Source organism: Erwinia sp. 9145, from assembly GCF_000745075.1.
Lineage (GTDB): Bacteria > Pseudomonadota > Gammaproteobacteria > Enterobacterales > Enterobacteriaceae > Erwinia > Erwinia oleae.
Genome location: NZ_JQNE01000001.1, coordinates 3,043,587 through 3,067,446, shown reverse-complemented (window position 1 = coordinate 3,067,446; position 23,860 = coordinate 3,043,587). Strand labels below are relative to the sequence as shown.

Sequence of the window (23,860 nt, the reverse complement as noted above, 5' to 3'; positions counted from 1 at the left end):
GGCAACACGTGCAGGACAGCGAGCTCATCGAACAGTTTCTGGATGCGCTATGGATAGAGCGTAACCTGGCGGAAAATACCGTCAGCGCCTATCGCCTTGACCTCGCCTCGCTGACGGCGTGGATGGCGCATCATGGCACCGGTTTACTGCGTGCAGAAGCTGCCGATCTTCAGCAGTTTCTGGCAGAGCGACTTGAGGGCGGCTATAAAGCCACCAGCTCAGCGCGCCTGCTCAGCGCCATGCGACGACTGTTTCAATATCTTTATCGCGAGAAACTGCGCGATGACGATCCCAGCGCGCTACTTTCCGCGCCCAAACTGCCGCAGCGGCTGCCGAAAGATCTCAGCGAGGCGCAGATCGGCCGGCTATTGCAGGCGCCCGGCACCGAGCAGCCCATCGAGCTGCGCGACAAAGCGATGTTGGAGCTGTTGTACGCCACCGGCCTGCGCGTCACCGAGCTGGTCAGCCTGACGCTGAATAACGTCAGCCTGCGGCAGGGCGTGGTCAGAGTTATCGGCAAGGGCAATAAAGAGCGTCTGGTGCCAATGGGCGAAGAGGCACGTCACTGGCTGGAGCAGTACATTGAATATGGTCGTCCCTGGCTGCTGAACGGGCAAACCATTGATGTGCTTTTTCCCAGCAATCGCGCGCAACAAATGACGCGGCAAACTTTCTGGCATCGAATAAAACATTACGCCACACTGGCAGGCATCGACAGCGAAAAGCTCTCTCCTCACGTGCTGCGCCACGCTTTCGCCACCCATCTTCTGAACCACGGTGCCGATTTGCGTGTCGTACAGATGCTTTTGGGGCACAGCGATCTGTCGACCACCCAAATTTATACGCACGTCGCCACCGAGCGGCTGCGACAGCTACATCAACAGCATCATCCGCGCGCCTGAAGATACGGCCAGGAGATGCGGCTATAAGGATATGAAATGAAAAAGCGTCACCTGCTACTGCCCCTGTTAATCACCGCCGTCAGCGGTATTGCGCACGCTGACGACGCGGCCATCCAGCAGGCTCTGAAAAAACTGGGGCTGTCGCAGACGGAAATTCAGCCTTCGCCGCTGCCGGGCATGAAAACCGTACTGACCGAAAGCGGCGTGCTCTACGTTACCGAAGACGGTAAACAGTTTATTCAGGGGCCGCTTTACGACGTCAGCGGCAAGCAGCCGGTTAACGTCACCAACAAGCTGTTGGAGAAAAAAGTGGATGCGCTGAGCAGCGAGATGATCGTGTATAAAGCGCCGAAAGAGCAGCATGTGATTACGGTCTTTACCGATATCACCTGCGGCTACTGCCGCAAGCTGCACAGCGAAATGGCCGACTACAACGCGCTCGGCATCACTGTCCGTTATCTGGCGTTTCCGCGTGAGGGGATGACCGGACAGGTTGCGAAAGAGATGACCTCCATCTGGTGCACCGCCGATCGGCGCAAAGCGTTTGATGCCGCCATGAAGGGCGAGGCGGTTTCACCGGTGGATTGCAAAATCGATCTCTCGAAACATTACAAGCTGGGGGTCCTGTACGGTATTCAGGGCACGCCCGCCATTTTGCTGGAAAACGGCATGATGGTGCCGGGTTACCAGGGGCCGAAAGAAATGAAGCAGATGCTCGACAGCCAGAAAACGGGTAGTTGAGCCGGGTGAATAACAAAACAGAACTCCGCCGTCGTCAGGCGACGGAAGGGTGCGAGCTGCCGTCCGACCTTCATCCGCTGCTTCGTCGTCTTTACGCCCATCGCGGTGTCCGCCAGGCGGGTGAACTGGAACGGGGCGCGAAAAACCTTCACGCGTTCCATTCGCTCAGCGGTATCGACAAGGCCGCTGAGATCCTGCAACAGGCTATCGCTGCGGATCTTTGCATTATGATCGTGGGCGACTTTGACGCCGACGGCGCCACCAGCACCGCGCTGACGGCGCTGGCGCTGCGCGGCATGGGCGGCAATAACGTTAAATATCTGGTGCCCAATCGATTTGACGATGGCTACGGACTGAGTCCGGACGTGGTAGAGCAGGCGGCGGCGCGCGGCGCGCAGCTTATTCTGACGGTGGATAACGGCATTTCATCGCACGCCGGCGTCAGCCTTGCTCATGAGAAGGGCATCGCGGTAGTGATTACCGACCATCATCTGCCGGGCGAAACGCTGCCGGATGCGGACGCCATCGTCAATCCCAACCTGCCTGATTGCCGCTTTCCATCGCGGTCGCTGGCAGGCGTCGGGGTGGCGTTTTACCTGATGCTGGCGCTGCGGGCGCGCCTGCGAGACAGCGGCGTTACCGCTTTACCGAACCTGGCGGAACTGCTGGATCTGGTGGCGCTCGGCACCGTTGCCGACGTGGTGCCGCTGGATGCCAACAACCGTATTTTGGTCTGGCAGGGATTGAGCCGTATTCGTGCGGGCAAATGCCGACCCGGTATTCGTGCGCTGTTGGAAATAGCGAATCGCGACGCGCGGCAGCTTAACGCCAGCGATCTTGGGTTTGCGCTGGGGCCGCGCCTCAATGCGGCTGGCAGGCTGGATGATATGTCGGTCGGCGTGGCGCTGCTGCTTAGCGACGATCTGGCTCAGGCCCGCATGCTGGCCAGCGAGCTGGACGCGCTCAATCAGACGCGTAAAGAGATTGAGCGCGGAATGCAGGCGGAAGCGCTGGCGCTGTGCAACGCGCTGGAGCGCGAAAGCGAAACTCTGCCGCTGGGCATCGCCATGTTTCATCCTGAATGGCATCAGGGCGTGGTAGGCATACTCGCTTCACGTTTAAAAGAGCGATTTCACCGGCCGGTGATCGCTTTTGCGCCCTCGGGCGACGGCATGCTTAAAGGGTCCGGCCGATCCGTCAGCGGACTGCATATGCGCGATGCGCTGGAGCGCCTGGATACGCTTCATCCGGGGTTGATGATTAAATTCGGTGGTCACGCGATGGCGGCGGGTTTAACGCTGGAAGAGGCGAAATTCGATGAGTTCCGACAGCGCTTTGGCGGTCTGGTAGGCGAATGGCTGGATAAAGAATCCCTACAGGGCGTGATCTGGTCAGACGGCGAGCTGATGGCGCAGGAGCTCACGCTACCGACTGCCGAGCTGTTACGCGAGGCTGGCCCGTGGGGGCAGGCGTTTCCTGAACCGCAGTTTGACGGCAGGTTCACGCTTATCCAGCAGCGGCTGGTCGGCGAGCGCCATTTAAAAGTGATGCTTGAGCCGCTTGGCGGCGGCCCGCTGCTGGACGGCATCGCCTTCAACGTGGATACCACGCTCTGGCCCGATAACAGCGTCAGGCAGGTTGAGCTGGCCTATAAGCTGGATATTAACGAGTTTCGCGGCAACCGCAGTGTTCAACTGATTATCGAACACCTCTGGCCGCTGTAGGCTTTCGTCTCCGGCATATCGCAGGCCGGAGACGGTCAAATTGCCGCCCGGAATGCTATAAACCGCAGGCGATTTCAGGTAAACTGCTGCGCTACATTTATGCCTATCTGGAACACTCTACAGCCATGTTTGAAATTAATCCGGTAAAGAACCGAATTCAGGATCTCTCTGAGCGCAGCGGCGTTCTCAGGGGGTATCTTTGACTACGATGCCAAGAAAGAGCGCTTAGAAGAAGTTAACGCCGAGCTGGAGCAGCCGGACGTCTGGAACGAACCTGAACGCGCCCAGGCGCTGGGTAAAGAGCGCTCCTCGCTGGAAGCCATCGTCGATACGCTGGAGCAGATGAGCCAGGGTCTGGAAGACGTGGCTGGCCTGCTGGAGCTGGCGGTTGAAGCCGAAGACGAAGACACCTTCAACGAAGCGGTCGCCGAACTGGACGGCCTGGAGAAGAAGCTGGGCGAGCTTGAGTTCCGCCGCATGTTCTCTGGTGAGTACGACAGCGCCGACTGCTACATTGATATTCAGGCCGGTTCCGGCGGTACGGAAGCACAGGACTGGGCCAGCATGCTGGTGCGTATGTACCTGCGCTGGGCCGAAGCCAAAGGTTTTAAAACCGAAGTTATTGAAGAGTCCGAAGGGGAAGTGGCCGGCACTAAATCCGCTACGCTGCGCATCAGCGGCGATTATGCCTTCGGCTGGCTGCGTACCGAAACCGGCGTACATCGCCTGGTGCGTAAAAGCCCGTTTGACTCCGGCGGCCGTCGTCATACCTCATTCAGTTCCGCCTTTATCTACCCGGAGGTGGATGACGATATTGATATCGAAATCAATCCGGCGGATCTGCGCATTGACGTTTATCGCGCATCAGGCGCGGGCGGACAGCACGTTAACCGTACGGAATCGGCGGTGCGTATTACTCACATACCGACCAATACCGTGACGCAGTGTCAGAACGACCGCTCTCAGCATAAAAACAAAGACCAGGCGATGAAGCAGATGAAGGCGAAGCTGTACGAACTGGAAATGCAAAAGAAAAATGCTGAGAAACAGGCGCTGGAAGATAACAAATCCGATATCGGCTGGGGCAGCCAGATCCGTTCATATGTGCTTGATGACTCGCGCATCAAAGATCTGCGCACCGGCGTGGAAACGCGCAACACCCAGGCCGTGCTTGACGGCGATCTGGACCGTTTTATTGAAGCAAGTTTGAAAGCAGGGCTATAAGGAACTGACATGTCTGAACAACATCCGCAGGGCGCTGACGTCGCGCTTGAGTTGAATAATGAACTGAAAGCGCGTCGTGAAAAGCTCAGCGCGCTGCGTGAAAACGGCGTGGCATTTCCGAATGATTTCCGCCGCGATCGTACCGCTGATGTGCTGCACGCTGACTACGATGCGAAAGAGAATGAAGAGCTTGAAGCGCTCGGCATCGAGGTAAGCGTGGCCGGTCGTATGATGACCCGTCGCATCATGGGTAAAGCATCGTTCGTGACGCTTCAGGACGTCGGCGGTCGTATTCAGCTTTACGTTTCCCGCGACGATCTGGCGGAAGGCATTTATAACGAACAGTTTAAAAAGTGGGATCTGGGCGACATCGTCGGCGCGCGCGGCAGGCTGTTCAAAACCAAAACCGGCGAGCTGTCCATCCACTGCCACGAGCTGCGTCTGCTGACCAAAGCGCTTCGTCCGCTGCCGGATAAGTTTCACGGTCTGGCCGATCAGGAAACGCGCTATCGCCAGCGCTATCTGGATCTGATCGCCAACGACGAATCCCGCAAAACCTTTAAAATTCGTTCGCAGATTATGGCGGGCATCCGCAGCTTTATGGTCGGCCGTGACTTTATGGAAGTTGAAACTCCGATGATGCAGGTGATCCCGGGCGGCGCGTCGGCGCGTCCGTTTATTACTCACCACAACGCGCTGGATATTGATATGTATCTGCGCATCGCGCCGGAGCTTTATCTGAAGCGCCTGGTGGTTGGCGGCTTTGATCGCGTGTTTGAAATCAACCGTAACTTCCGCAACGAAGGTATTTCGCCGCGCCATAACCCTGAGTTCACCATGATGGAACTCTATATGGCCTACGCGGACTACAAGGATCTGATCGAGCTGACCGAAAGCCTGTTCCGTACGCTGGCGCAGGACGTGCTGGGCACGACGGTGGTGCCTTACGGTGAGCAGGTGTTTGACTTCGGCAAGCCGTTCGAGAAGTTGACGATGAAAGAGGCGATTCTGAAGTACCGTCCTGAAACCAACCTGACCGACCTCGACGATTTTGATAAGGCCGGTGCGATTGCGCAGTCGCTGGGCATCAAAATTGAGAAGAGCTGGGGCCTGGGTCGCCTGGTGACTGAAATTTTCGAAGAGACGGCGGAAGCGCATCTGATCCAGCCGACCTTTATCACCGAATATCCTGCGGAGGTTTCACCGCTGGCGCGCCGCAATGATGTTAACCCGGAGATCACCGACCGCTTTGAGTTTTTCATCGGCGGCCGCGAAATCGGCAACGGCTTCTCCGAGTTAAACGATGCGGAAGATCAGGCCGAGCGTTTCCAGCAGCAGGTTAACGCAAAAGACGCCGGTGATGATGAGGCGATGTTCTATGACGAAGACTACGTTACCGCGCTGGAGCATGGTCTGCCGCCAACGGCGGGTCTGGGGATCGGCATTGATCGCATGGTGATGCTGTTTACCAACAGCCATACCATTCGCGATGTGATCCTCTTCCCGGCGCTGCGTCCGGGCAGTCGCTAAGCCATAAAGATGATAAAAAGGGGCGAAGAGATTCGCCCCTTTTTTATTTCGTCGCGATCTGTGACGCCAGGCCGATCCTCTCTGCATTCACCTTCTATAGTTAGCAGACCCATATGGGTTAACGGAGGTGGCTATGTCTGAACGTCCCGATTATCAAGATCCCGTTCCTGATGATGCAGAATATCCGGCTTATGAAGATGATGAAGATCTGCCAGAAGGAAGTGACGAAATTGTCGACCCGCTCGAAGACGACGATGAAGATTTACCGGAAAAGGACATCTGATCTACCCGCCTGAACCGCTCGCGTAACGTCGGGCCGTAGTTCGAGCCTGAGTCCGGCCACCTGCCCGACTCAGGCTCTGTCTGCCGCAATCCTGTACCACCATGGAACTTCCCCTTCGCCTCCAACACTCAGCCTGTTAGTAAAATGGCGCGGCACATTCGACGCGTCATTTCATCAGGCAGAAGAAAAGGGGATAACCGTGCCGTCACCGATTTCCGGAAGAATACCCGTTGCGCCAACCAGCCGGGATCTGCGCGATCTGGGTCCGAATGACAGAGTGAATATCCGTCTGGCGCTGGAACCGGGCAACCCGGTGCATCGCGACTGCGAAGTGAGGGTCAGCAGTCAGCAGTTCAACGCATTGCGAGTGGCGAACCAGGCCATTCAGGACACCCACAAGATCCTCTTCATGGGCGTGGGCGATCAGCGTTTTCATTCCCTTAATACCAATGCCGAGACGTTCAAGCGTCTGTTAGTGATGCGCAAGCGCGTTGAAGATGCAAAGATGACGCCGCTTCAGAGCATATGGGAAGCAAAGCGTTATCGCGTGGGGAACTGCGGTGAACTGGCGATGATCTGTGGGCAGTTGATCGCCAGTTCCGGGTTAAATCAGCCCGTGTCGGTAATGGAAACGAAGGGCAAAGTTGATCATACCTATGTGGTTATTGGCGATCCTGCTTCAAAAGATGAAAAGGTCATCGCCGATCCCTGGGCGCTGTTCAGCCGTGCCATGCTGGAGAAGAACTTCCACTATGCCAGCGCCAGCTCAAGAAACGTGCATACGTTCACGCCGCAATACGATCCCGCAATGAAAGCGGCGCTCACCAGCGACGGCATGGTCAGCCGTGCCGAGGTGGAGCGGGAGTTTGCGCCGTTGAGTGAGGGGTTGGGTAATCCTGATAACGAAGCTCTGATAAGAAAGGCGACAAAAAAACGTTGGCTATACGATCAGTTTCACGCCTCCGAAAACCTGGGCGAAAGGTATCGCTACGGCTCCGGCCATGATAAGCGCTATGTGGATCAGAACATGACGAAGGCGGAATACCAGGAGATTTACAACGGCCCGCGCCCCTCGGCGCCCGAACCGCGACCTGCCCGCTACTATCCACCCACGGCGAGCGGCAGCATGCCACAGCGCAGCTACAGTAGCCGGACACGACCTGCCTCACAGTATGCGCCGGAAGCTGACCTCTCCGAACGCCTGCGCAGAATGTCGACAGCCGATGAACCGCGCCCTCGCCGTCACTCTTTTGTCGCGGAAAGGCCGCCCGCGTCACACCGCCACTCTTTTTCCGCCGACAGGCCATCCACGTCCCATCGTCAAGCCGCTGCGGCTGAACGGGAACCGCGCTACACCTCGTCGCAGTCTCGCCCGGTTTATGTGGAGGTTCAGCCGGAGTCCTCACACCGATCGCGTCGCCACCGGCACCGCGACCGCGACCGTGAGAGAGAGATGAGCAGTCGCCTTTCCCGTTTCACATCCTTTTTTACTCGTTAATAATGATTGAGAGGCCACTATGGCGGATTCTGATACGCTGAAAAATTTACTGATGCCGCTGTTGCAGGCGCCTGGCGCAGCGGCGCCTGTACTGGAAAATTCAGACAGCTATACCCTGACGCTCAGCCAGTCCCTGGTTATGGAGCTGAGCGAAACCCCACAGGAATACCTGACCGTAAGCTGCCTGCTTGATATCCCGGAGGCGCGCTATGACGAGTGGGAAACGCTGGCGATTTTACTGCAAAGTAACCTGCTTGGGCTGGAGCATCCGCCGATCGTTACTGGCCTGCTGATTGAGCAGAAGAAGGTGATCCTCTGGACGCGCCAGCCGTTTATAGTGTTGGACTCATCGGCGATGAAGGTACTGGTCGAGCGCTTTGCCCAACAGGCCGGGCATGTACAGGCATGGCTGCATGAACCGCTGGAGCAGGCCGCAGACGTCTGATTCTCGTCCTGCCGTCGCTGCCGGAATGATATTTTATCGCCGCCGGTTGAAAAAAAGAGGCCGCTCGTAGAGAGTGAGAACTCAGCTGGCAGAAAGAGGCATGCAATGAAAACTCTGGGACTGATTGGCGGCATGAGCTGGGAGTCAACCGTTCACTACTATCGCCTGATCAATGAAGGCGTGAAGGCGAAGTTGGGCGGCCTGCATTCGGCAAAACTGGTGCTGTGGAGCGTGGACTTTCATCAGATCGAAGCCTGCCAGGCCCGCGGTGAATGGGATAAAGCGGGAGAGATACTGGCGGATGCGGCTCAGGCGCTGAAACGGGCCGGGGCAGAAGGCATCGTGCTTTGTACCAACACCATGCATAAGGTTGCCGATCCTGTTGCCGCATGCGGTCTGCCGCTTTTACACATCGCCGACTGCACCGCAAAGGTGATTAACGCGCAGGGTATGTCGCGCGTGGCGTTGCTCGGCACGCGCTACACCATGGAGCAGGATTTTTATCGCGGCCGGTTGCGCGATAAATTTGCGATTGAAACGCGGGTGCCGGACGAGGCCGATAGGCAGGAGGTAAACCGAATCATTTTTGACGAGCTGTGCCTGGGCGTGTTCAGTCCGCAGTCAAAAGTGCGTTTACAACAGATTATTGCAGCGCTGAAAGAACAGGGCGCGGAAGGCGTCATTTTTGGCTGCACCGAAATTGGCCTGTTGCTCAATGAAGCGGATTGCCCGATGCCGGTGATTGACACCACGGCGTTTCACGCGGCGGCCGCCGTTGATTTTATGCTTTCGCCCTTATGACTTGATGGCGTCATTGAGCCAGTCTTTGAAACGCGCATAAGGGACATACAGCGACACGTCTTTGTAAAGCAGTTTGCCTGTTTTCATGTCATTGATGCGGCTGGAATAGCCAACGATCACGCCGCCGATGGAGTCGTCCGAGGCGTTATAAACCGCGCCGCCGGACATGCCTTTCACCACCCCGGCATCGGAAGCCACCACCACGCAGCTCAGCTTGTTCCAGCTATTTTTCAGGCCGGTATTGACCAGGTTGGTGCCGGTAGAGGCAACCGGCATGGCGGAAATAAAGCTGTAACCATAGAGATTGATTTTGTCGCCCATTCGCCCGTTGCGGAAGTGGGGCGGTTCCACGTTGCCGTTGTCGTGATAAACCACGGCCAGATCGCACTCAGGATGCCAGGCTTTCACCCGATAGAGCGAATATTTTGCCACGTGCGCGGCGGTCAGGCTGTAGTGCGGCGTGAGCGGGATGGTTGTGCCGAGCGTACCAACGCCTAACACCGTCGGGATGCCGGTAACGGTCATATCAACGCGTTTCACCGCTTCACTGCTGTACTCGTACTTTCCGACGGAACATCCGCAGAGCAACATCGCCAGCAAACAACTCATACGTTGCATTTTCTTTCCTCATCAGGCTGCGTACAGCACGGGAGCGCTTTTCGCTACTTAACCTAAATATCGGCTTTGTTCCTGAGAACTTTACTGTGTGGACATTGTTTATTGCGCATAACTATTGCCTGACGGGCAACAGTGATTTGATCTGCGCGGTGTATAAAGCGCCAGTGAGCTATGCTGTAATGCGTTTGTGATACAGATCAAATTTTACACCTAAACGCGCTCTTTGCCTGCACGAAAGATGTGTCGTCTCGTTTCCTGCTTTATTCCTGTTCTCATTCGGAGAGTTTTTTATGCCTCTTTCTTTGCTGGCGCTGGCCCTGAGCGCTTTTGCCATCGGCACGACAGAATTTGTCATTATGGGCCTGTTACCGGAAGTAGCCGGCGATCTTCAGGTGTCCATTCCCTCGGCGGGCTGGCTGATTAGCGGCTACGCATTGGGTGTGGCGATTGGTGCGCCAATCATGGCGCTGTTGACCGCTCGCCTGCCGCGCAGGCTGACGCTTATTCTGCTGATGGTGATTTTTATCGTTGGCAACGGCCTTTGCGCGCTGGCGTTCAGCTATAACCTGCTGATGCTGGCGCGCGTGGTGACGGCATTGTGCCACGGCGCGTTTTTTGGCATCGGTGCCGTGGTGGCCGCCAGCCTGGTCGCGCCGGGGAAACAGGCTTCTGCCGTGGCGCTGATGTTCACCGGCCTGACGCTGGCGAACGTACTGGGCGTGCCGCTGGGCACCTGGTTTGGTCAACTCTTCGGCTGGCGGGCGACGTTCTGGGGCGTGGCAATGATCGGCATTCTGGCGTTTATTGCGCTGTTCGTCAGCCTGCCGCGTCATCGTGAAGAAAAACCGGTGCATCTTGCCAGTGAAATTAGCGCACTGGCTAACGGTAAACTGTGGCTGTCGCTATTGATGACGATCTTTTTCGCTGCGGCGATGTTTACGCTGTTCAGCTATATCGCGCCGCTGCTGTTGCAGGTCACCGGCGTGAGTGACAAAGGCGTGAGCTGGACGCTGTTTTTGATCGGCGCGGGCCTGACGGTGGGCAACATTCTTGGCGGCAAACTGGCCGACTGGAAAGTGTCGTTCAGTCTGATCCTCAGTTTTTCGCTGATTGCGTTGTTCTCTCTGGCATTTTCATGGACCAGCCACGCGCTCTGGCTGGCGGAGATCACGCTGTTTTTATGGGCGATGGCGACGTTTGCCACCGTACCGGGGCTGCAAATTAACGTGGTGCGCCACGGCAACGAGGCGCCGAATCTGGTTTCCACGCTCAATATTTCCGCGTTTAACGTCGGCAACGCTTTGGGTGCCTGGGTGGGCGGCGCCGTGATCGGCAAGGGTTACGGCCTGACGGCAGTACCGATTGCCGCTGCACTGCTCGCGGTGATGGGGCTGATTATTTGCCTGATCACCTTTCGTCGCACCGGTGGACGGACGCAAACCGCGCGTGCTTAATCCAGCAGCGTCGCCAGGCGCCGGGTAAACAGGCCGATCTGCTGCATCAGATGGGTGCTGAATGCCTCGACCAGCGCCGAGGAGGGGCGATGGCGGGGGCGGATCAGGCTCACCGTGAACGGCACCTCAATGCTGAAACGGCGGATCGCCACGCCGTTGCTGGCATAGTCCAGCGCCGTCAGCGGATTGACCACCGAGACGCCCACGCCTGCCCGCACCATGGCACAGACCGAGGCAGCGCTGTGGGTTTCCATCACCATTCTGCGCTGCACGCCGTTTTCAGTAAAAAGATGATCCAGCAGCTGGCGATAGCTGTCGGTACGCGACAGGCTGATGTAGTTGTGCCCGGCAAAGTCCTGCGGCGTCAGGCATTTTTTTTCTGCCAGCGGATGTCCCTCAGGCAGGACGCATACTTCATTGCCCGTGAACAGCTCGGTGCGCTCGGTTCCCGCAGGCGCGTGGTGGGTTTCCGTCAGCCCCAGATCGTAACGCTGGGCCGAGAGCCACTCTTCCAGTAAAGGCGATTCCTGCGGAATAATATTCAGGCTGAGTTCCGGCCAGCGCTGCAAGAAAGGCTGGCAAAGCGGCGGCAGCAGCGACTGCGAGAAAACCGGCAGGCAGGCAACAGACAGTTCGCCCTGACGAAACTGCTTCAGCCCTTCAGCCGCGCTGATAATTCTGTCCAGCCCGTACCAGGAGCGCTGTACCTCTTCAAACAGCCGCAGCCCCTGAACGGTTGGCTGCAACCGCCCGCGAATGCGATCGAAAAGCTTCAGGCCGGTAAGCCGTTCAAAGCGTGCCAGTTCCCGACTGACGGTGGGTTGCGAAGTATGTAACAGCGCCGCCGCTTCGGTCAGGTTGCCGGTGGTGACAACCGCATGGAAAATTTCGACGTGGCGCAAAGTGATATTACGCATTTTACTGTCCGTTTTGGATGTAAACCCATATCATGGATGAATAGCTTACGACAAAAAAGATATTTTTTATCCCGCTTCGTCTGTGGCGTAATGACCTTCTCATTCAGGAGAAGACATCATGCCGCAGCCCCTCAGCAATACCGATACCGCGTTGAATCACGCCAGCCTTTTGTCGCTGGCTCGCCACTACGGCGGCCCGGTGTGGGCCTACGATGCCGATATTATTCGTGAACGGATCAACAAGCTACGCCAGTTCGACGTGGTGCGTTTCGCGCAGAAAGCCTGCTCCAATATTCATATTCTGCGACTGATGCGCGAAGCAGGGGTGAAGGTGGATTCCGTTTCGCTGGGCGAGATCGAACGTGCGCTGGCGGCGGGCTATCAGCCGGGCGGCGATGAAATTGTTTTCACGGCAGACGTGGCTGATAAGCCGGTACTGGCGCGGCTGGCCGAACTGAAAATTCCGGTGAACGCCGGTTCGGTCGATATGCTGCATCAGTTGGGGCAGGTTTCGGCGGGCCATCCGGTGTGGCTGCGCGTGAATCCCGGTTTTGGTCACGGCCACAGTCAGAAAACCAATACCGGCGGTGAAAACAGCAAACACGGTATCTGGCACACCGATTTGGGGCTGGCGCTGGCAGCCATTCAGCAATACGGTCTGCGGCTGGTGGGCATTCATATGCATATCGGTTCTGGTGTGGATTATGCGCACCTTGAGCAGGTGTGTGACGCGATGGTGAATCAGGTTGTCGCTTTCGGTCAGGATCTGACGGCGATTTCCGCCGGCGGCGGCCTGTCGATTCCTTATCGTTATGGTGAAGAAGCCATTGATACCGATCACTATTACGGCCTGTGGGACGCCGCGCGTCAGCGGGTGGCGGCGCACCTGAATCATCCGGTGAAGCTTGAGATCGAGCCGGGCCGTTTTCTGGTGGCCGAGTCGGGCGTGCTGGTTTCTGAGGTGCGCGCGGTGAAGCAGATGGGCAGCCGTCATTTTGTGTTAGTGGACGCGGGCTTCAACGATTTGATGCGTCCTGCAATGTACGGCAGCTATCACCATATTTCTGCAATAGCGGGCGACGGTCGCGATCTGGATGAAAACACCACCACAGAGAGCGTGGTGGCGGGGCCTTTGTGCGAGTCCGGCGATGTCTTCACCCAGCTGGAGGGCGGCATGGTGGAAACGCGGGCGCTACCCGCCGTGAGACCAGGCGACTATCTGGTATTCCATGATACCGGCGCCTATGGCGCATCGATGTCTTCCAACTACAACAGCCGGCCGCTGCTGCCGGAAGTGCTGTTTGAGAACGGGCAGCCGAGACAGATCCGCCGTCCACAGACCATTCAGGAGCTGATGGCGCTGGAGAGGTAATTAAACACAGCCCTGAAAGCATCGGAGACGTGAGCGGTTTTTTTCAGGTCGCTTTATGCTTCGCGCTCGCGTCGATCAACCTCCGCGCGCCAGATCCTCAATATCCAGTTTTTCCGTCTGGCAGATGGAGATAAGACTGGCGGCCTCGTCGCCGAGACGCACAAAGGTATGGCGCATGGTGCTGTCGATGTAGGCGCTGTCGCCCCTGGCCAGGCGTAGCGGCGCGTACAGCTGCGTATGCAGCATCACTTCACCGCTCAGCACGTAAATAAACTCTTCGCCCGCATGCTGCGACCAGGCGTCATGCGGCGGCAGCTGCCGGGTTTCAATCTCCATTACTACCGGGATCATGCCTTTCACCAACAGTTCGGCCGCGTGCACTTCGTAGCGAAACCACGGATTCGTAAAGGTGAGGCCCTGGCCCGCCAGCGTGTAAGTGCGACGGCCCTGAATGCTGCCGCTGGTGAGCGGTTGATGCGGCAACTCTTCTGTAAACAGCTCGGCCAGCGAGTAATCAAAGGCGCTTGCAATCCTGGCGATGGTATCGAACGAGGCCGAAACCTGGCCTTTTTCAATCTTCGAAAGCGTGGAGATCGACACGCTGCTTAACTCCGCAACCTGCTCCAGCGTGAGCTCCCGCGCCTGACGTATCGCCCTGATGCGCGTTCCAAAATCCTGCTCGCCGGTGGTGGCTGCGCCCAGCCCGGAGGCTTCATGCTGTCGGGTGGCTTTCATAGTGCTGACTCTCTTCCACATAGTGAACGTGAAAGTAATTTCTCACATATGAGAAAAAATTTCCTATAAGAAAACTATATTGGTCTTTGTTTGCGTTAAGTAGCAGCTTAGAAAAAAACCTTCAGGAGCTGTTGCCATGACCGCCATCACCATCGCCAGCGTCACTTTACCGGCGTTTTACGATAAAGCGCGCAATCTCGATAACCTGCTGGCCTGGATGGCGCTTGCCGCGCAGGAAGGGGCCGATTTGGTTATCTTCCCTGAGCAGATATTACAGGGGTATCTGCCGGACACGCTCAACTGGAGCGGCGAAGCGGTGGCGTGGCAAATGCAGCAGGCCGAGGTGGTGCCACAGGGTGACAGCATTGTGACGTTGCAGCATAAGGCGACGCAGCTCGGCCTGCATGTGGTGTTCGGCATGACAGAGCGCCATCCGGAACGGGCCGAAGTGCTGTTCAACAGCGCGGTGCTGCTGGGGCCACAAGGTTTCGTTGGCGTGTATCGCAAGGTGCACCAGCCGGGCGATGAAAAACACGTTTACTATCCGGGCAGCGATTTTCCGGTATTTAACACGCCGCTTGGTCGCATTGGCATGCTGATTTGCTACGACAAAGTGTTCCCGGAAAGTACCCGTGAGCTGGCGCTGAAGGGGGCGGATATCATGATCATGCCCACCGCGTGGGGCTACGGCGGTGACGGTAGCGCAGGCGATGCCGATCCGATGGTCGATAGCTATACGCTGTTTGGTCGGGTGCGCGCGCTGGAGAACCAGTGCTGGATGATCGAATCCAACCTGTGCGGACAACACGGCAATCTGCATTACCACGGTCACAGCCGCATCATCGATCCGCTTGGCACCATCATCGCCGACAGCGGCACCACCGAAGGCATGGCGCTCGCCAACGTGGAGATTCAATCCGCCATTATGCGTGCGCGCAGCAGTGACTATCTCGGTTATCACTTCCTGAAAGATTACGTTCCGGTGCAGGCGCCGCCTTCGCCATTGACGGTTCACAATCGCCATGCGCGACCTTTGGGAGAAAGCCATGAGTAAGGTGCTGGAAGCCACAGGCATCCATAAAAGTTATCCAACGGCAGGCGGTGACGTCACGGTGCTGCGTAACCTGAACTTTCACGCCAATCGCAATGAGTTTGTCTCGTTTGTCGGGCCGAGCGGCTGCGGTAAATCAACGCTGTTCAACATCATCACCGGCCTGCTGATGCCCGACAGCGGCAGTATTCTGCTGAAAAACCGTGAAACCACCGGGACGCCTTCGCCGGAACTTGGCTATGTGCTGCAAAAGGATCTGCTGTTTCCGTGGCGTACGGTGATTGACAACGTGATCCTTGGGCTGGAAGTGCGCGGCACGCCGAAAGCCAAAGCGCGTGCCCGGGCGCGTGAACTGTTCGAACTCTACAAAATGACCGGTTATGAGCAGAAATACCCGTCGCAGCTGTCCGGCGGAATGCGCCAGCGCGTGGCACTGATGCGCACGATGGTGACGGATCCGGAAATCATCCTGATGGATGAAGCCTATAAGGCGCTGGATTATCCGCTGAAAATTGCGCTGGAAAGCGAATTACTCAGCGTGGTGAAAGAGCAGCACAAAACGGTGATTTTCATTACCCACGATATCGAAGAGGCGGTAACGATGTCGGATCGCGTTTACGTGATGAAAGCGCGACCGGGCGAAATCGTGCAGGAGATTGAGGTCGATCTCGGCACCCACAGCCTGTCGATTCCCGAACGTCGCCTGGCGCCGCGCTTCAATGACTATTACGAGCGCATCTGGCGCAGCATCGGCACGCAGCCCGAGTCGGTAAACTACTGAGAGGATGACATGGTGATGAATTCGGTATCCACGCGCCCGACGCTCGGCGCCACCGCCAATCGCAGCACGCGCGAAACCTTCTTCCGTTCGGCTAACGCGCGCCGTTACACGCTGCTGGTATTGCAGATAGCGATTGTGGTGATGCTGCTCGGCGGTTGGGAACTCGGTGTACGCAGCGGCAATATTAATGCGTTTCTCTTCTCCAGCCCGTCACAGGTGTGGGCGGTGCTGGCGGCGCGTTTCCAGAGCGGTGAGATGCTGACCGACATCCGCGTCACGGCGGTGGAAACGCTGGTCGGTTTTGCCGTCGGCGCCGTGGGCGGCTCGATCTCAGGTCTGCTGCTGTGGTACTCGCGCTTTATTTCCGATCTTGCCGCGCCCTTTATCGCGGCGATTGGTTCGATCCCGGTCCTGGCGGTTGCGCCGATGACCATCATCTGGTTCGGCACTGAAATGCTGTCGAAGGTGGTGATCGTCGCGTTCTCCTGCGTGGTGGTGTCGCTTACCACCTCGTATAAGGGCGCGATGCGCACCGATCCCGATTTAATCAACCTGCTGCGCTCCTTCAACGCCGGACGCGGCACCATTTTTTTCAGGCTGGTGGTGCCGTCGGCGATGCTGTGGGTGCTGTCCGGTTTGCGCCTCAACGTCGGTTTTGCGCTGGTGGGCGCTATCGTTGGCGAATACATCTCTTCCGATGCGGGCGTCGGGCACATGATCCTGCTCGGCAGCTCCAACTTCGGTATGAACATTGTGCTGGCCGGGGTCGTACTGGTCATGCTGATGATGCTGTGTTTTAACGCGCTGGTGGCCTTTCTTGAACGCCTCATTCTCTCCTGGGACAGGAAATAATCATGAAAACATTTCGCTTCGCTACGATCTCTGCCGCCGTCTCTCTGGCTTCAATAGTCTGTGTCAACCCGACGCTGGCTGCCGACACGCCGGTACGTATTAACCAGGCTTTCCAGTCGTTGCTCTATCTGCCGCTGTATGTGGCGCAGGAGCAGGGTTTTTTCAAACAGCAGGGCGTTGAGGTTAAAATCAGCACCGGCGGCGGCGGGGCGCAGTCCTGGGCGGCGGTGATCGGCGGCTCGGCGGACTTCTCAATCCAGGATCCGGTGTTTGTGCCGAAAACCCGTGAAAACGGCGGCAAAGGCGTCGTGGTCGCCGGGGTGCAAAACGCGCCGACCATTTTTGTCTTCGGTAAAGAAGCCGCCTCCTTACAGGACAACCTATCGCTGTTAGCCGGTAAACGCGTGGTGACCAGCCCACAGCCGGATACCACCTGGGCGTTCATGAGTTATCTGATCAAACAGAATAACCTGAAGGACGTGAAGCTGGTACATGTGGCGATCGGTAACGAAATCCCCACGGTGGCGGCGGGTCGTGCGGATTACGCGCTGGCCGCCGAGCCGCAGGTGACAATGGCTGAGCAGCAGAACGGTTTGCATGTGGTCTATTCGTTCTCCTCTGCGCAATCGTGGTATCCGTTCGCCTTCTCCAGCCTGACCACTACGCAGCAGTACATCGACAAAAATCCGCAGGCGGCGCAGGCGGTTGTCACCGCCTTTGAGCAGGCCTCGCGCTTCATCTATAAACATCAGGAAGAATCGGTGCAGATCGCGCGGAAATACTTCCCGGCGCTGCCTGAAGCGGTGGTGAAGAAAGCGGTGCAGCGTGAGATTGATGCCAAAGGTTATCCGGAGAACGTACTGGTGTCGCAGCAGGCGTGGGACAACAACATGAACATCGCGCTTTATGCCAAAAACATCAAAGCCTATCCGTCCGAAGCCACCTCTTATCAGAACAACGTCAACGTCGGGCTGGCAACCAAAGCCAAAGCGGCGGTTGACGCGCTGGGCGATAAATAAGGAGCCGCCATGATCGATCCCATTGCACTGCGACTGGCGCTGATCCAGCGTCACTGTGCGGCCGGGGCTGCGGAGTTGCAGCATTTACTCACCGATTGCGAAACGCGTGCGGCGGGCGTGAGCGCCTTTGCCGCGCAGCATTTCCCGCCGACCTTGTTGCCGGCGAACGCGTGGGTATCCGCGCTGCAACCACCGCTGGAGTTACCGCATGAGTGATGTGATTGACGCCTCAATGTTAACGCTGGCGCAGCAGCTACGCACGCGGCAAACCAGCGTGCCGGAACTGGTGGAAGCCTGCCTGGCGCGCGAAGAAGCCACGCACGATCTCAATGCGTTCAGCGAAGTGTATGTTTCGCAGGTGCGCCAGAGCGCCAACGCCAGCCAGCGCATGCTGGATCAGGGCTACGATCCCGGACCTTTGCACGGCATGCCGATTGCCATCAAAGCCAATATCGATCTGGCTGGTGAAGAGATGCATGCGGGCAGCCGAATCCTCAGCGGCAACATCGCCAGCCGCGATGCGGTGGTGGTGCAGCGCCTGAAACAGGCTGGCGCACTGATTATTGGCAGCACCAACATGCATGAGTTTGCGTGGGGCGGCACCACCAATAATCCCCATTATGGCGCCAGCAGCAATCCGTGGGATGACGCGCGCATTCCCGCCGGTTCGAGCGGCGGCTCGGGCGTGGCTGCGTCGGTGCGCAGCGCGCTGGCGGCACTCGGCACCGATACCGGCGGATCGATTCGCTTGCCGGCATCGATGAACGGCATCACCGGCCTGCGACCGGGCGTGGGAAGGCTTTCCACCGCGGGCATTTTCCCGCTGGCCACCAGTCTTGACACCGTCGGTCCGCTGGCGCGTTATGCCGAAGAGTGCGAAGTGCTGTTCAACGTGCTTGATGGTCGGGCGCAACCCGGCACACTCAGCCAACTGCCTGAACTGGCAGGCTTGCGTATCGGCTTATTGCCGGACGTGCACCAACAGGTGCAGCCTGACGTCGCTGCCGCTTATGACCAGATGGTGCAGTGGTACAGCGCGGCGGGCGCGCGTTGCCAGACGCTGAATATCCACGGGCTCGATCAGGCGGTGAACGCGTTAGTGCTGATTAACCTCGCCGAACCGGCGTCGCTGCATGCTGCGTGGCTGGCGGATCGCCCGCATGAGTACGGTGAGGACGTGCGCAAACTGCTTCAGGCCGGTTTGAGCATTACGGCGGTGGAGTATCTACAGGCGCAGCGCTTCCGCACCAGCTTGCGGATGCAGTTGCTGCACCATCTCAGTCAGGTGGAGGTGATTCTGGTGCCGACGCTGCCCTTTACCGCGCCGCACAAAGGATTGGAAGCGATTCAGATGGGCGATCGTGAAGAGAGCGTGTTAACCGGCAATATGCGCTACAACGCGCTGGCGAGTTTGTCGGCGTTACCGGCCATCAGCCAGCCCGCGGGTTTTGATCGCGACGGCATGCCGATTGGTATGCAGCTGATTGGACGCGACGGTGCCGAACGCCAGCTGCTGGCGATGGCACGTCGCTTCCAGCAGGAGCACGATTATCATCTGCAAACGCCAACGCGGTTGCGTGCGTGAAACCGGTGTCGCTGCGCGATGTACTGATCCTGATAGTGGTGGTCAATGGTTGGGCCTTTAACGTCATCGCCATGAAGTTTGGTCTGATGGAACTGCCGCCGCTGTTTATGCTGACGCTGCGTTTCGTGCTGGTGGCGGCGATGCTGTTGCCCTTTCATCGTCTGACGCGCCGCCAGTTACCCGGTATGCTGCTGCTGGCGTTTACCTTCGGGTTTGTGCATTTTGGTCTGATGGTGATTGGCATGCAGACTGCCGACGCCGGCACCACTGCGGTGTTCATTCAGATGGGAACGCCGTTGGCGATGCTGCTGGCGGCCTTCTGCCTGAAAGAGCGGCTCGGTTATCGACAAATTGGCGGTGTGCTGGTTGCGTTTACCGGCGTGATTATTCTGGCGGGCAGCCCGGCGCTGGCGCACTGGCAGGGCATAATGTGGCTGCTAATCAGCGCCTGCGGTTGGGCGTGCAGCACGGTGATAATTAAACGTCTGCCGCCGATTGCGCCGCTCGCGATGACCGGCTGGCTGTCGCTGTTTGCTATCCCGCTGGTGGGGCTCAGTTCGTGGCTCACCGAGCAACATCAGTTCACTTTGCTGATGCAGGCGGGCTGGCGCGGCTGGCTGGGGGTTATTTACAGCGCGTCAGGTTCATCGGTTCTCGCTTATTCGCTGTGGTACGGCTTGCTGAAACGTTATCCCGCCAGCCAGATTTTGCCGTGGTCGCTACTCAGCCCGGCGCTGGCGCTGCTGATGGGCGTGGCGATCCTGCATGAAACCCTCGACCACAGCAAAGTGCTCGGCACGCTATTGATTGTCGGCGGTATTCTGCTGGCGGTGGTGCGCGTGCAGGTTTTAAGAAGGCGCGTGCTGGTATGAAACCTTTTTCTCTGAGGGGGCTTTTCACTATTCAGACATTTTTATAACACGCGTCCTGTCCCGCCTGATTATTTATCTTAAGCCTGTACTTGCCGCCCGCCATGACATCGTTTTACCTTGTTTCAGTATCAGCCAGATAATGACGGTAACGAAATAAGGTTCCGGCACGATGACAGTAAAAAAAGTTCATCTGGCAGGGGATCCTAATGCCGATGCCACATTCGAGCCCCTTTTTCGCCTGGTTAAGCAAAGTATGCCAGCAGAATCTGCCTGAAATTTTTACTAACTACCAGCTGGGTAAAAGCATATGTTTAAGGGATTTACGCATACCGAAATAAGGCTTTCAGAAGCGGTACTTAATGTACGTTATGGCGGCAATGGGCCGCCGGTTTTGCTGTTACACGGACACCCACGTACCCACGTTACATGGTCAAAAGTCGCCCCCGAACTCGCTAAATCCTTTACTGTGGTATGTGCTGATTTACGTGGTTTCGGGCGATCTTCAAAACCTGCCGATTTGCCCAATCATGCTGGTTCTTCTAAAAGAGCGAAGGCAAGAGATTGCGTTGAGTTGATGAGTCATCTGGGCTTTGAACAGTTTGCAGTTGTTGGACACGACAGGGGAAGCTACACAGCTTACCGCGCCGCTCTTGATTACCCGGATCGAATCACGCGTTTGGCCGTACTGGATTGCGTTCCAATACTTGAAGCACTTAACCGCTGTGATGAGAAGTTTGCCCGACAGTGGTATCACTGGTTCTTCTTTGCGCAACCAGAAAAACCAGAACGCGCAATTCTGGCCGATCCGGACAAGTGGTATGGCGGCCAACCCGAATCAATGGGAGACGAAGAGTACATTGAATTCAGGCGAGCCATACACGATCCGGAAACTGTACATGGGATGATCGAAGACTATCGCGCCGGTCTTTATATAGACAAAGAGCACGAGCTTCATGATCGTCAGAATGGACGGATGATTGACTGTCCGACGCTCTGCTTATGGTCAAAATATGATGATTTGGAAGAGATATACGGCGACGTCCTGGGTATCTGGAAAAGCTGGGCATCGGATGTGCGGGGCAACGCCATCAACAGCGGCCATCATATGGCTGAAGAAGCACCAGAAGAAGTGACAGCTGCACTCCGGCATTTTTTGTTACAACGCAGTTAGCGCTTCACCTGCTCTCAGAATATGAACAAGGTGAAATGTCATGGACGTCCGCGCCTGACACTACGCTGACTTATGCGGGCGCACCGTCCGCTATGAGCGAAAAGCAGAAGTTCTCTGTTGATCATCATAACTGGTGAAAGTCTTTCAAACCGCGCGGTGTGTTAATTGACGAGGAATCGGCCAGCAGCACTGACAACGCTTGAGCGGATCCTGATTACTACTTCAGTTAAAACAGGGGGCTTATTCTGTCCAATAAGGATACCAAAGAAGTATCTTTATCGGGTGTAAAATGGTACTTTATGCGAAAATGACGAAGCCAAAGGGTATCGCTGTGGCGGTTGACAATACTCAGTTCTCTATCGCAATACATATTCTGGTGGGTAGCGCCAGATATATGCATGTCAATAATGCCCAATTGGCGCAAAGCGTTAACGCTAACCCCATTTTTATTAAGAGGATTGTCGGAAAGTTGGTAAAAAGCGGCTTATTAGTGTCGTCTCGTGGGCGCAATGGTGGCACCAGCCTGGCACGCGAGGCTGATGCTATCTCATTGCTTGATGTTTACCGGGCAGTCAAGGCTCCAGGCTTATTTGCTATCCACCACTATGAGAAAGTGGCTGGTTGTTTTATTAGCACAAATATTCAGGATGTGTTAACGGATGTTCGAGCTGATATTCAGTGCGAGGTTGAAAGGAAGCTCAGCCAGCTTAGTGTTCAGGACATATTGGACGATATTAATGTGAGAAAAAAACAATCGAAAAACGGAGTAACGTTATGACCGCTGAGCAGAACATAATTATTGCGCAAACATTTTTGCAACGACTGGCTAACCCTTCATCAGCACCCTCAGTCGTTGAATTATTTGCTGAAGACTTACTGTGGAATATTCCAGGAAATGAAGCCGCTTACCCCTGGATTGGCCAGCAACATGGTAAAGATTCAGTCACCCGTTTTATATCTGAATCAGGAAAACGACTTCAGAGAACCCTCTTCGAGATCCATGATATCCTGGCGAATGAGCGCAGAGCCATGATATATGGAGGGATAGCGGCTATTGATTTAGTCACTGAAAAATCTATGGCGACCCCCTTTATCATCGTACTGGATATCTCCGAGGGCCTGATTACTTCATTTCTGATGATGGAAAATGGTGTGGCAGTCTCTGAAGCATCGGAAGGTGCGAAGTAATATCGCACCGCCCAAAACAACAATTTTCTCTGGTCAGATACCTTTAATCATTTGCCTTTTCATTTCCACATAAACCTGGCGGCAGAAAAGGTTTTACGCAAGAGTGGGCTAAACTGGTCAATCCAGCGCTATGGGTTCGTTTACGGTGACAAAGACGGGCATCTGGAAATGCTGCCCAAATATGCTGTGCAGGCTAAATGGCACCCGGCACAGAAAATGAGTCTGATCCATCATCGTGATATTGCCACTGCCATCCTGCTCGGGTTGACTGGGGCAATGGACGGGCGTGTGGTCAATATTGTCGATGAGGCGCCGACTTCCTACTACGAACTTCTACAGTTGCTGGGTGAAACCATGGAGCCATCAGCTGAACCGGTAATCAATCCCTGGCACCTGCATGTCGATGGATCGTTGGCCCGCAGCCTTGGCTACGTGCCAACGTACGCTACGATTTATCAGGCTCAACGAAAAGGGGCACTTTAGTACATGACCACTTGTGCGTTGGAGGGGGACTGCCATTCAGGTTAAACGTCCGTTTCTGGCACAAAACAAGCTCGTCGTGGACGTAGCATCTGCTATGAGCGGTGAGTTCAATGGCTCAACGTATAAAGGATGCATGTTCCAAAATCATCCTGATATTGTTGTTTACCCACATAAAAATCATCTTTAGCAATAAGGTCTACCTTCCGACAGGCCTTATTGCCAGGGCAGTGTTATTTTCAATAACTATTACGCCGAAAATTAAGCGCCTTCAACCAGCACAAAAGTTCCGGTCGCCGCGCCTGCACGCAGTGCTCTGGCGGCCTGATATCCGGGGCTCTCATAAAAACGTCTGGCTTCGTCAAAAGAAGCAAACTCAAAAACGACGTGCCGTTCATGGGATTCTCCCTCAAGATTTTCATACTGACCTGACCAGGCAATGATTTCAGGACTGAACTCCTGCATTGCCTCTCCGGCAGCCCTGGCATATTCGGCGTAGGCGACAGCGTCTGAAACGGTGATATGCGCGATTAAATAGCCTTTTTTCATTTATTTATCTCTTTTGTCCGAGGGGATGTATTCCGGCGCAATGCAGTTTTGCACGCAAACATGCAGTG

At 56.3% G+C, this 23,860-nt stretch carries 26 protein-coding genes; 22 read left to right on the top strand and 4 right to left on the bottom strand.

Translation table 11 applies throughout. The features are described from left to right. Window positions 1–8 precede the first annotated feature (8 nt). From xerD to FA91_RS14500, 9 genes are all read left to right on the top strand, one after another. Window positions 9–902, top strand: a complete 894-nt coding sequence (gene xerD / locus FA91_RS14535) for a site-specific tyrosine recombinase XerD (protein ID WP_034916765.1) — start codon at window positions 9–11, stop codon at window positions 900–902. A gap of 36 nt (window positions 903–938) precedes the next feature. Beyond that, complete coding sequence (gene dsbC / locus FA91_RS14530) at window positions 939–1,643, top strand: bifunctional protein-disulfide isomerase/oxidoreductase DsbC (protein ID WP_034916763.1); 705 nt, start codon at window positions 939–941, stop codon at window positions 1,641–1,643. A 5-nt stretch (window positions 1,644–1,648) separates the two neighbouring features. After that, window positions 1,649–3,367 (top strand): single-stranded-DNA-specific exonuclease RecJ, encoded by a 1,719-nt coding sequence (gene recJ / locus FA91_RS14525; RefSeq protein ID WP_034919371.1) that lies wholly within the window; start codon window positions 1,649–1,651, stop codon window positions 3,365–3,367. 125 nt (window positions 3,368–3,492) lie between these two features. Further along, window positions 3,493–4,591 (top strand): peptide chain release factor 2 gene (gene prfB, locus FA91_RS14520; protein ID WP_152601473.1). Its coding sequence is split into 2 segments (ribosomal slippage): window positions 3,493–3,567 and window positions 3,569–4,591, totalling 1,098 coding nucleotides; the frame shifts between segments, so codons are not numbered across the junction. Between the two features lie 9 nt (window positions 4,592–4,600). After that, complete coding sequence (gene lysS, locus FA91_RS14515; RefSeq protein WP_034916760.1) at window positions 4,601–6,121, top strand: lysine--tRNA ligase; 1,521 nt, start codon at window positions 4,601–4,603, stop codon at window positions 6,119–6,121. Window positions 6,122–6,254: 133 nt separating this feature from the next. After that, entirely contained in the window at window positions 6,255–6,404 is a 150-nt protein-coding gene (locus FA91_RS21235; RefSeq protein WP_162834966.1) for a hypothetical protein, read from the top strand. 199 nt (window positions 6,405–6,603) lie between these two features. Beyond that, window positions 6,604–7,902, top strand: coding sequence for a hypothetical protein (locus tag FA91_RS14510; RefSeq protein WP_034916758.1), 1,299 nt, complete (start codon window positions 6,604–6,606; stop codon window positions 7,900–7,902). A gap of 19 nt (window positions 7,903–7,921) precedes the next feature. Continuing rightward, window positions 7,922–8,347 carry a CesT family type III secretion system chaperone gene (locus tag FA91_RS14505; protein ID WP_034916757.1) on the top strand — a complete coding sequence of 142 codons (426 nt, stop codon included), beginning with the start codon at window positions 7,922–7,924 and terminating at the stop codon, window positions 8,345–8,347. Between the two features lie 105 nt (window positions 8,348–8,452). Beyond that, window positions 8,453–9,148 carry an amino acid racemase gene (locus FA91_RS14500; RefSeq protein ID WP_034916756.1) on the top strand — a complete coding sequence of 232 codons (696 nt, stop codon included), beginning with the start codon at window positions 8,453–8,455 and terminating at the stop codon, window positions 9,146–9,148. Here FA91_RS14500 and FA91_RS14495 read toward each other — a convergent pair. Then, window positions 9,143–9,766: a trypsin-like peptidase domain-containing protein gene (locus tag FA91_RS14495; RefSeq protein ID WP_034916755.1), complete on the bottom strand. Its 624-nt coding sequence runs from the start codon at window positions 9,764–9,766 to the stop codon at window positions 9,143–9,145. The two genes, FA91_RS14500 and FA91_RS14495, sit on opposite strands and share 6 nt — an antisense overlap. Window positions 9,767–10,056: 290 nt before the next feature. Between FA91_RS14495 and FA91_RS14490 the strand changes: the two genes are divergently transcribed. Then, a complete protein-coding gene (locus tag FA91_RS14490) occupies window positions 10,057–11,220 on the top strand; it encodes an MFS transporter (RefSeq protein WP_034916753.1) in 1,164 nt (387 codons plus the stop codon). On the opposite strand, the gene FA91_RS14485 is transcribed toward FA91_RS14490, so the two are convergent. After that, a complete protein-coding gene (locus FA91_RS14485; protein WP_034916751.1) occupies window positions 11,217–12,137 on the bottom strand; it encodes a LysR family transcriptional regulator in 921 nt (306 codons plus the stop codon). The genes FA91_RS14490 and FA91_RS14485 overlap by 4 nt on opposite strands. 118 nt (window positions 12,138–12,255) lie before the next feature. Between FA91_RS14485 and lysA the strand changes: the two genes are divergently transcribed. Beyond that, window positions 12,256–13,509 (top strand): diaminopimelate decarboxylase, encoded by a 1,254-nt coding sequence (gene lysA / locus FA91_RS14480; RefSeq protein WP_034916749.1) that lies wholly within the window; start codon window positions 12,256–12,258, stop codon window positions 13,507–13,509. A 75-nt stretch (window positions 13,510–13,584) separates the two neighbouring features. Here the strand turns inward: lysA and FA91_RS14475 are convergent, their stop codons facing one another. Further along, the gene (locus FA91_RS14475) at window positions 13,585–14,244 is read right to left on the bottom strand and encodes an XRE family transcriptional regulator (RefSeq protein ID WP_034916747.1); all 660 of its coding nucleotides are present in this window, start codon (window positions 14,242–14,244) and stop codon (window positions 13,585–13,587) included. Between the two features lie 136 nt (window positions 14,245–14,380). Between FA91_RS14475 and FA91_RS14470 the strand changes: the two genes are divergently transcribed. From FA91_RS14470 to FA91_RS14420, 11 genes are all read left to right on the top strand, one after another. Then, window positions 14,381–15,298: a carbon-nitrogen hydrolase family protein gene (locus FA91_RS14470; protein WP_034916745.1), complete on the top strand. Its 918-nt coding sequence runs from the start codon at window positions 14,381–14,383 to the stop codon at window positions 15,296–15,298. Beyond that, the gene (locus FA91_RS14465; protein WP_034916743.1) at window positions 15,291–16,076 is read left to right on the top strand and encodes an ABC transporter ATP-binding protein; all 786 of its coding nucleotides are present in this window, start codon (window positions 15,291–15,293) and stop codon (window positions 16,074–16,076) included. Before FA91_RS14470 ends, FA91_RS14465 begins: the two co-directional genes overlap by 8 nt. Window positions 16,077–16,091: 15 nt before the next feature. Beyond that, window positions 16,092–16,928, top strand: a complete 837-nt coding sequence (locus FA91_RS14460) for an ABC transporter permease (RefSeq protein WP_231566775.1) — start codon at window positions 16,092–16,094, stop codon at window positions 16,926–16,928. 2 nt (window positions 16,929–16,930) lie between these two features. Further along, entirely contained in the window at window positions 16,931–17,947 is a 1,017-nt protein-coding gene (locus FA91_RS14455) for an ABC transporter substrate-binding protein (protein WP_034916739.1), read from the top strand. Between the two features lie 9 nt (window positions 17,948–17,956). Then, window positions 17,957–18,163, top strand: a complete 207-nt coding sequence (locus FA91_RS14450; protein ID WP_034916738.1) for a hypothetical protein — start codon at window positions 17,957–17,959, stop codon at window positions 18,161–18,163. Beyond that, the gene (locus tag FA91_RS14445) at window positions 18,156–19,532 is read left to right on the top strand and encodes an amidase (RefSeq protein ID WP_034916737.1); all 1,377 of its coding nucleotides are present in this window, start codon (window positions 18,156–18,158) and stop codon (window positions 19,530–19,532) included. The genes FA91_RS14450 and FA91_RS14445 overlap by 8 nt, the downstream gene beginning before the upstream one ends. 5 nt (window positions 19,533–19,537) lie before the next feature. After that, on the top strand, window positions 19,538–20,404 hold the full coding sequence (locus FA91_RS14440; protein ID WP_034919368.1) for a DMT family transporter: 867 nt from the start codon (window positions 19,538–19,540) through the stop codon (window positions 20,402–20,404). 307 nt (window positions 20,405–20,711) lie between these two features. Continuing rightward, a complete protein-coding gene (locus FA91_RS14435) occupies window positions 20,712–21,575 on the top strand; it encodes an alpha/beta hydrolase (RefSeq protein WP_034916735.1) in 864 nt (287 codons plus the stop codon). Window positions 21,576–21,864: 289 nt separating this feature from the next. After that, complete coding sequence (locus tag FA91_RS14430; protein WP_051937195.1) at window positions 21,865–22,353, top strand: Rrf2 family transcriptional regulator; 489 nt, start codon at window positions 21,865–21,867, stop codon at window positions 22,351–22,353. After that, window positions 22,350–22,763 (top strand): nuclear transport factor 2 family protein, encoded by a 414-nt coding sequence (locus tag FA91_RS14425; RefSeq protein WP_051937193.1) that lies wholly within the window; start codon window positions 22,350–22,352, stop codon window positions 22,761–22,763. The genes FA91_RS14430 and FA91_RS14425 overlap by 4 nt, the downstream gene beginning before the upstream one ends. A 168-nt stretch (window positions 22,764–22,931) precedes the next feature. After that, window positions 22,932–23,246: a hypothetical protein gene (locus FA91_RS14420; protein WP_156103089.1), complete on the top strand. Its 315-nt coding sequence runs from the start codon at window positions 22,932–22,934 to the stop codon at window positions 23,244–23,246. A gap of 258 nt (window positions 23,247–23,504) precedes the next feature. On the opposite strand, the gene FA91_RS14415 is transcribed toward FA91_RS14420, so the two are convergent. Then, a complete protein-coding gene (locus FA91_RS14415; RefSeq protein ID WP_034916734.1) occupies window positions 23,505–23,792 on the bottom strand; it encodes a DUF1330 domain-containing protein in 288 nt (95 codons plus the stop codon). Window positions 23,793–23,860: the final 68 nt, after the last annotated feature.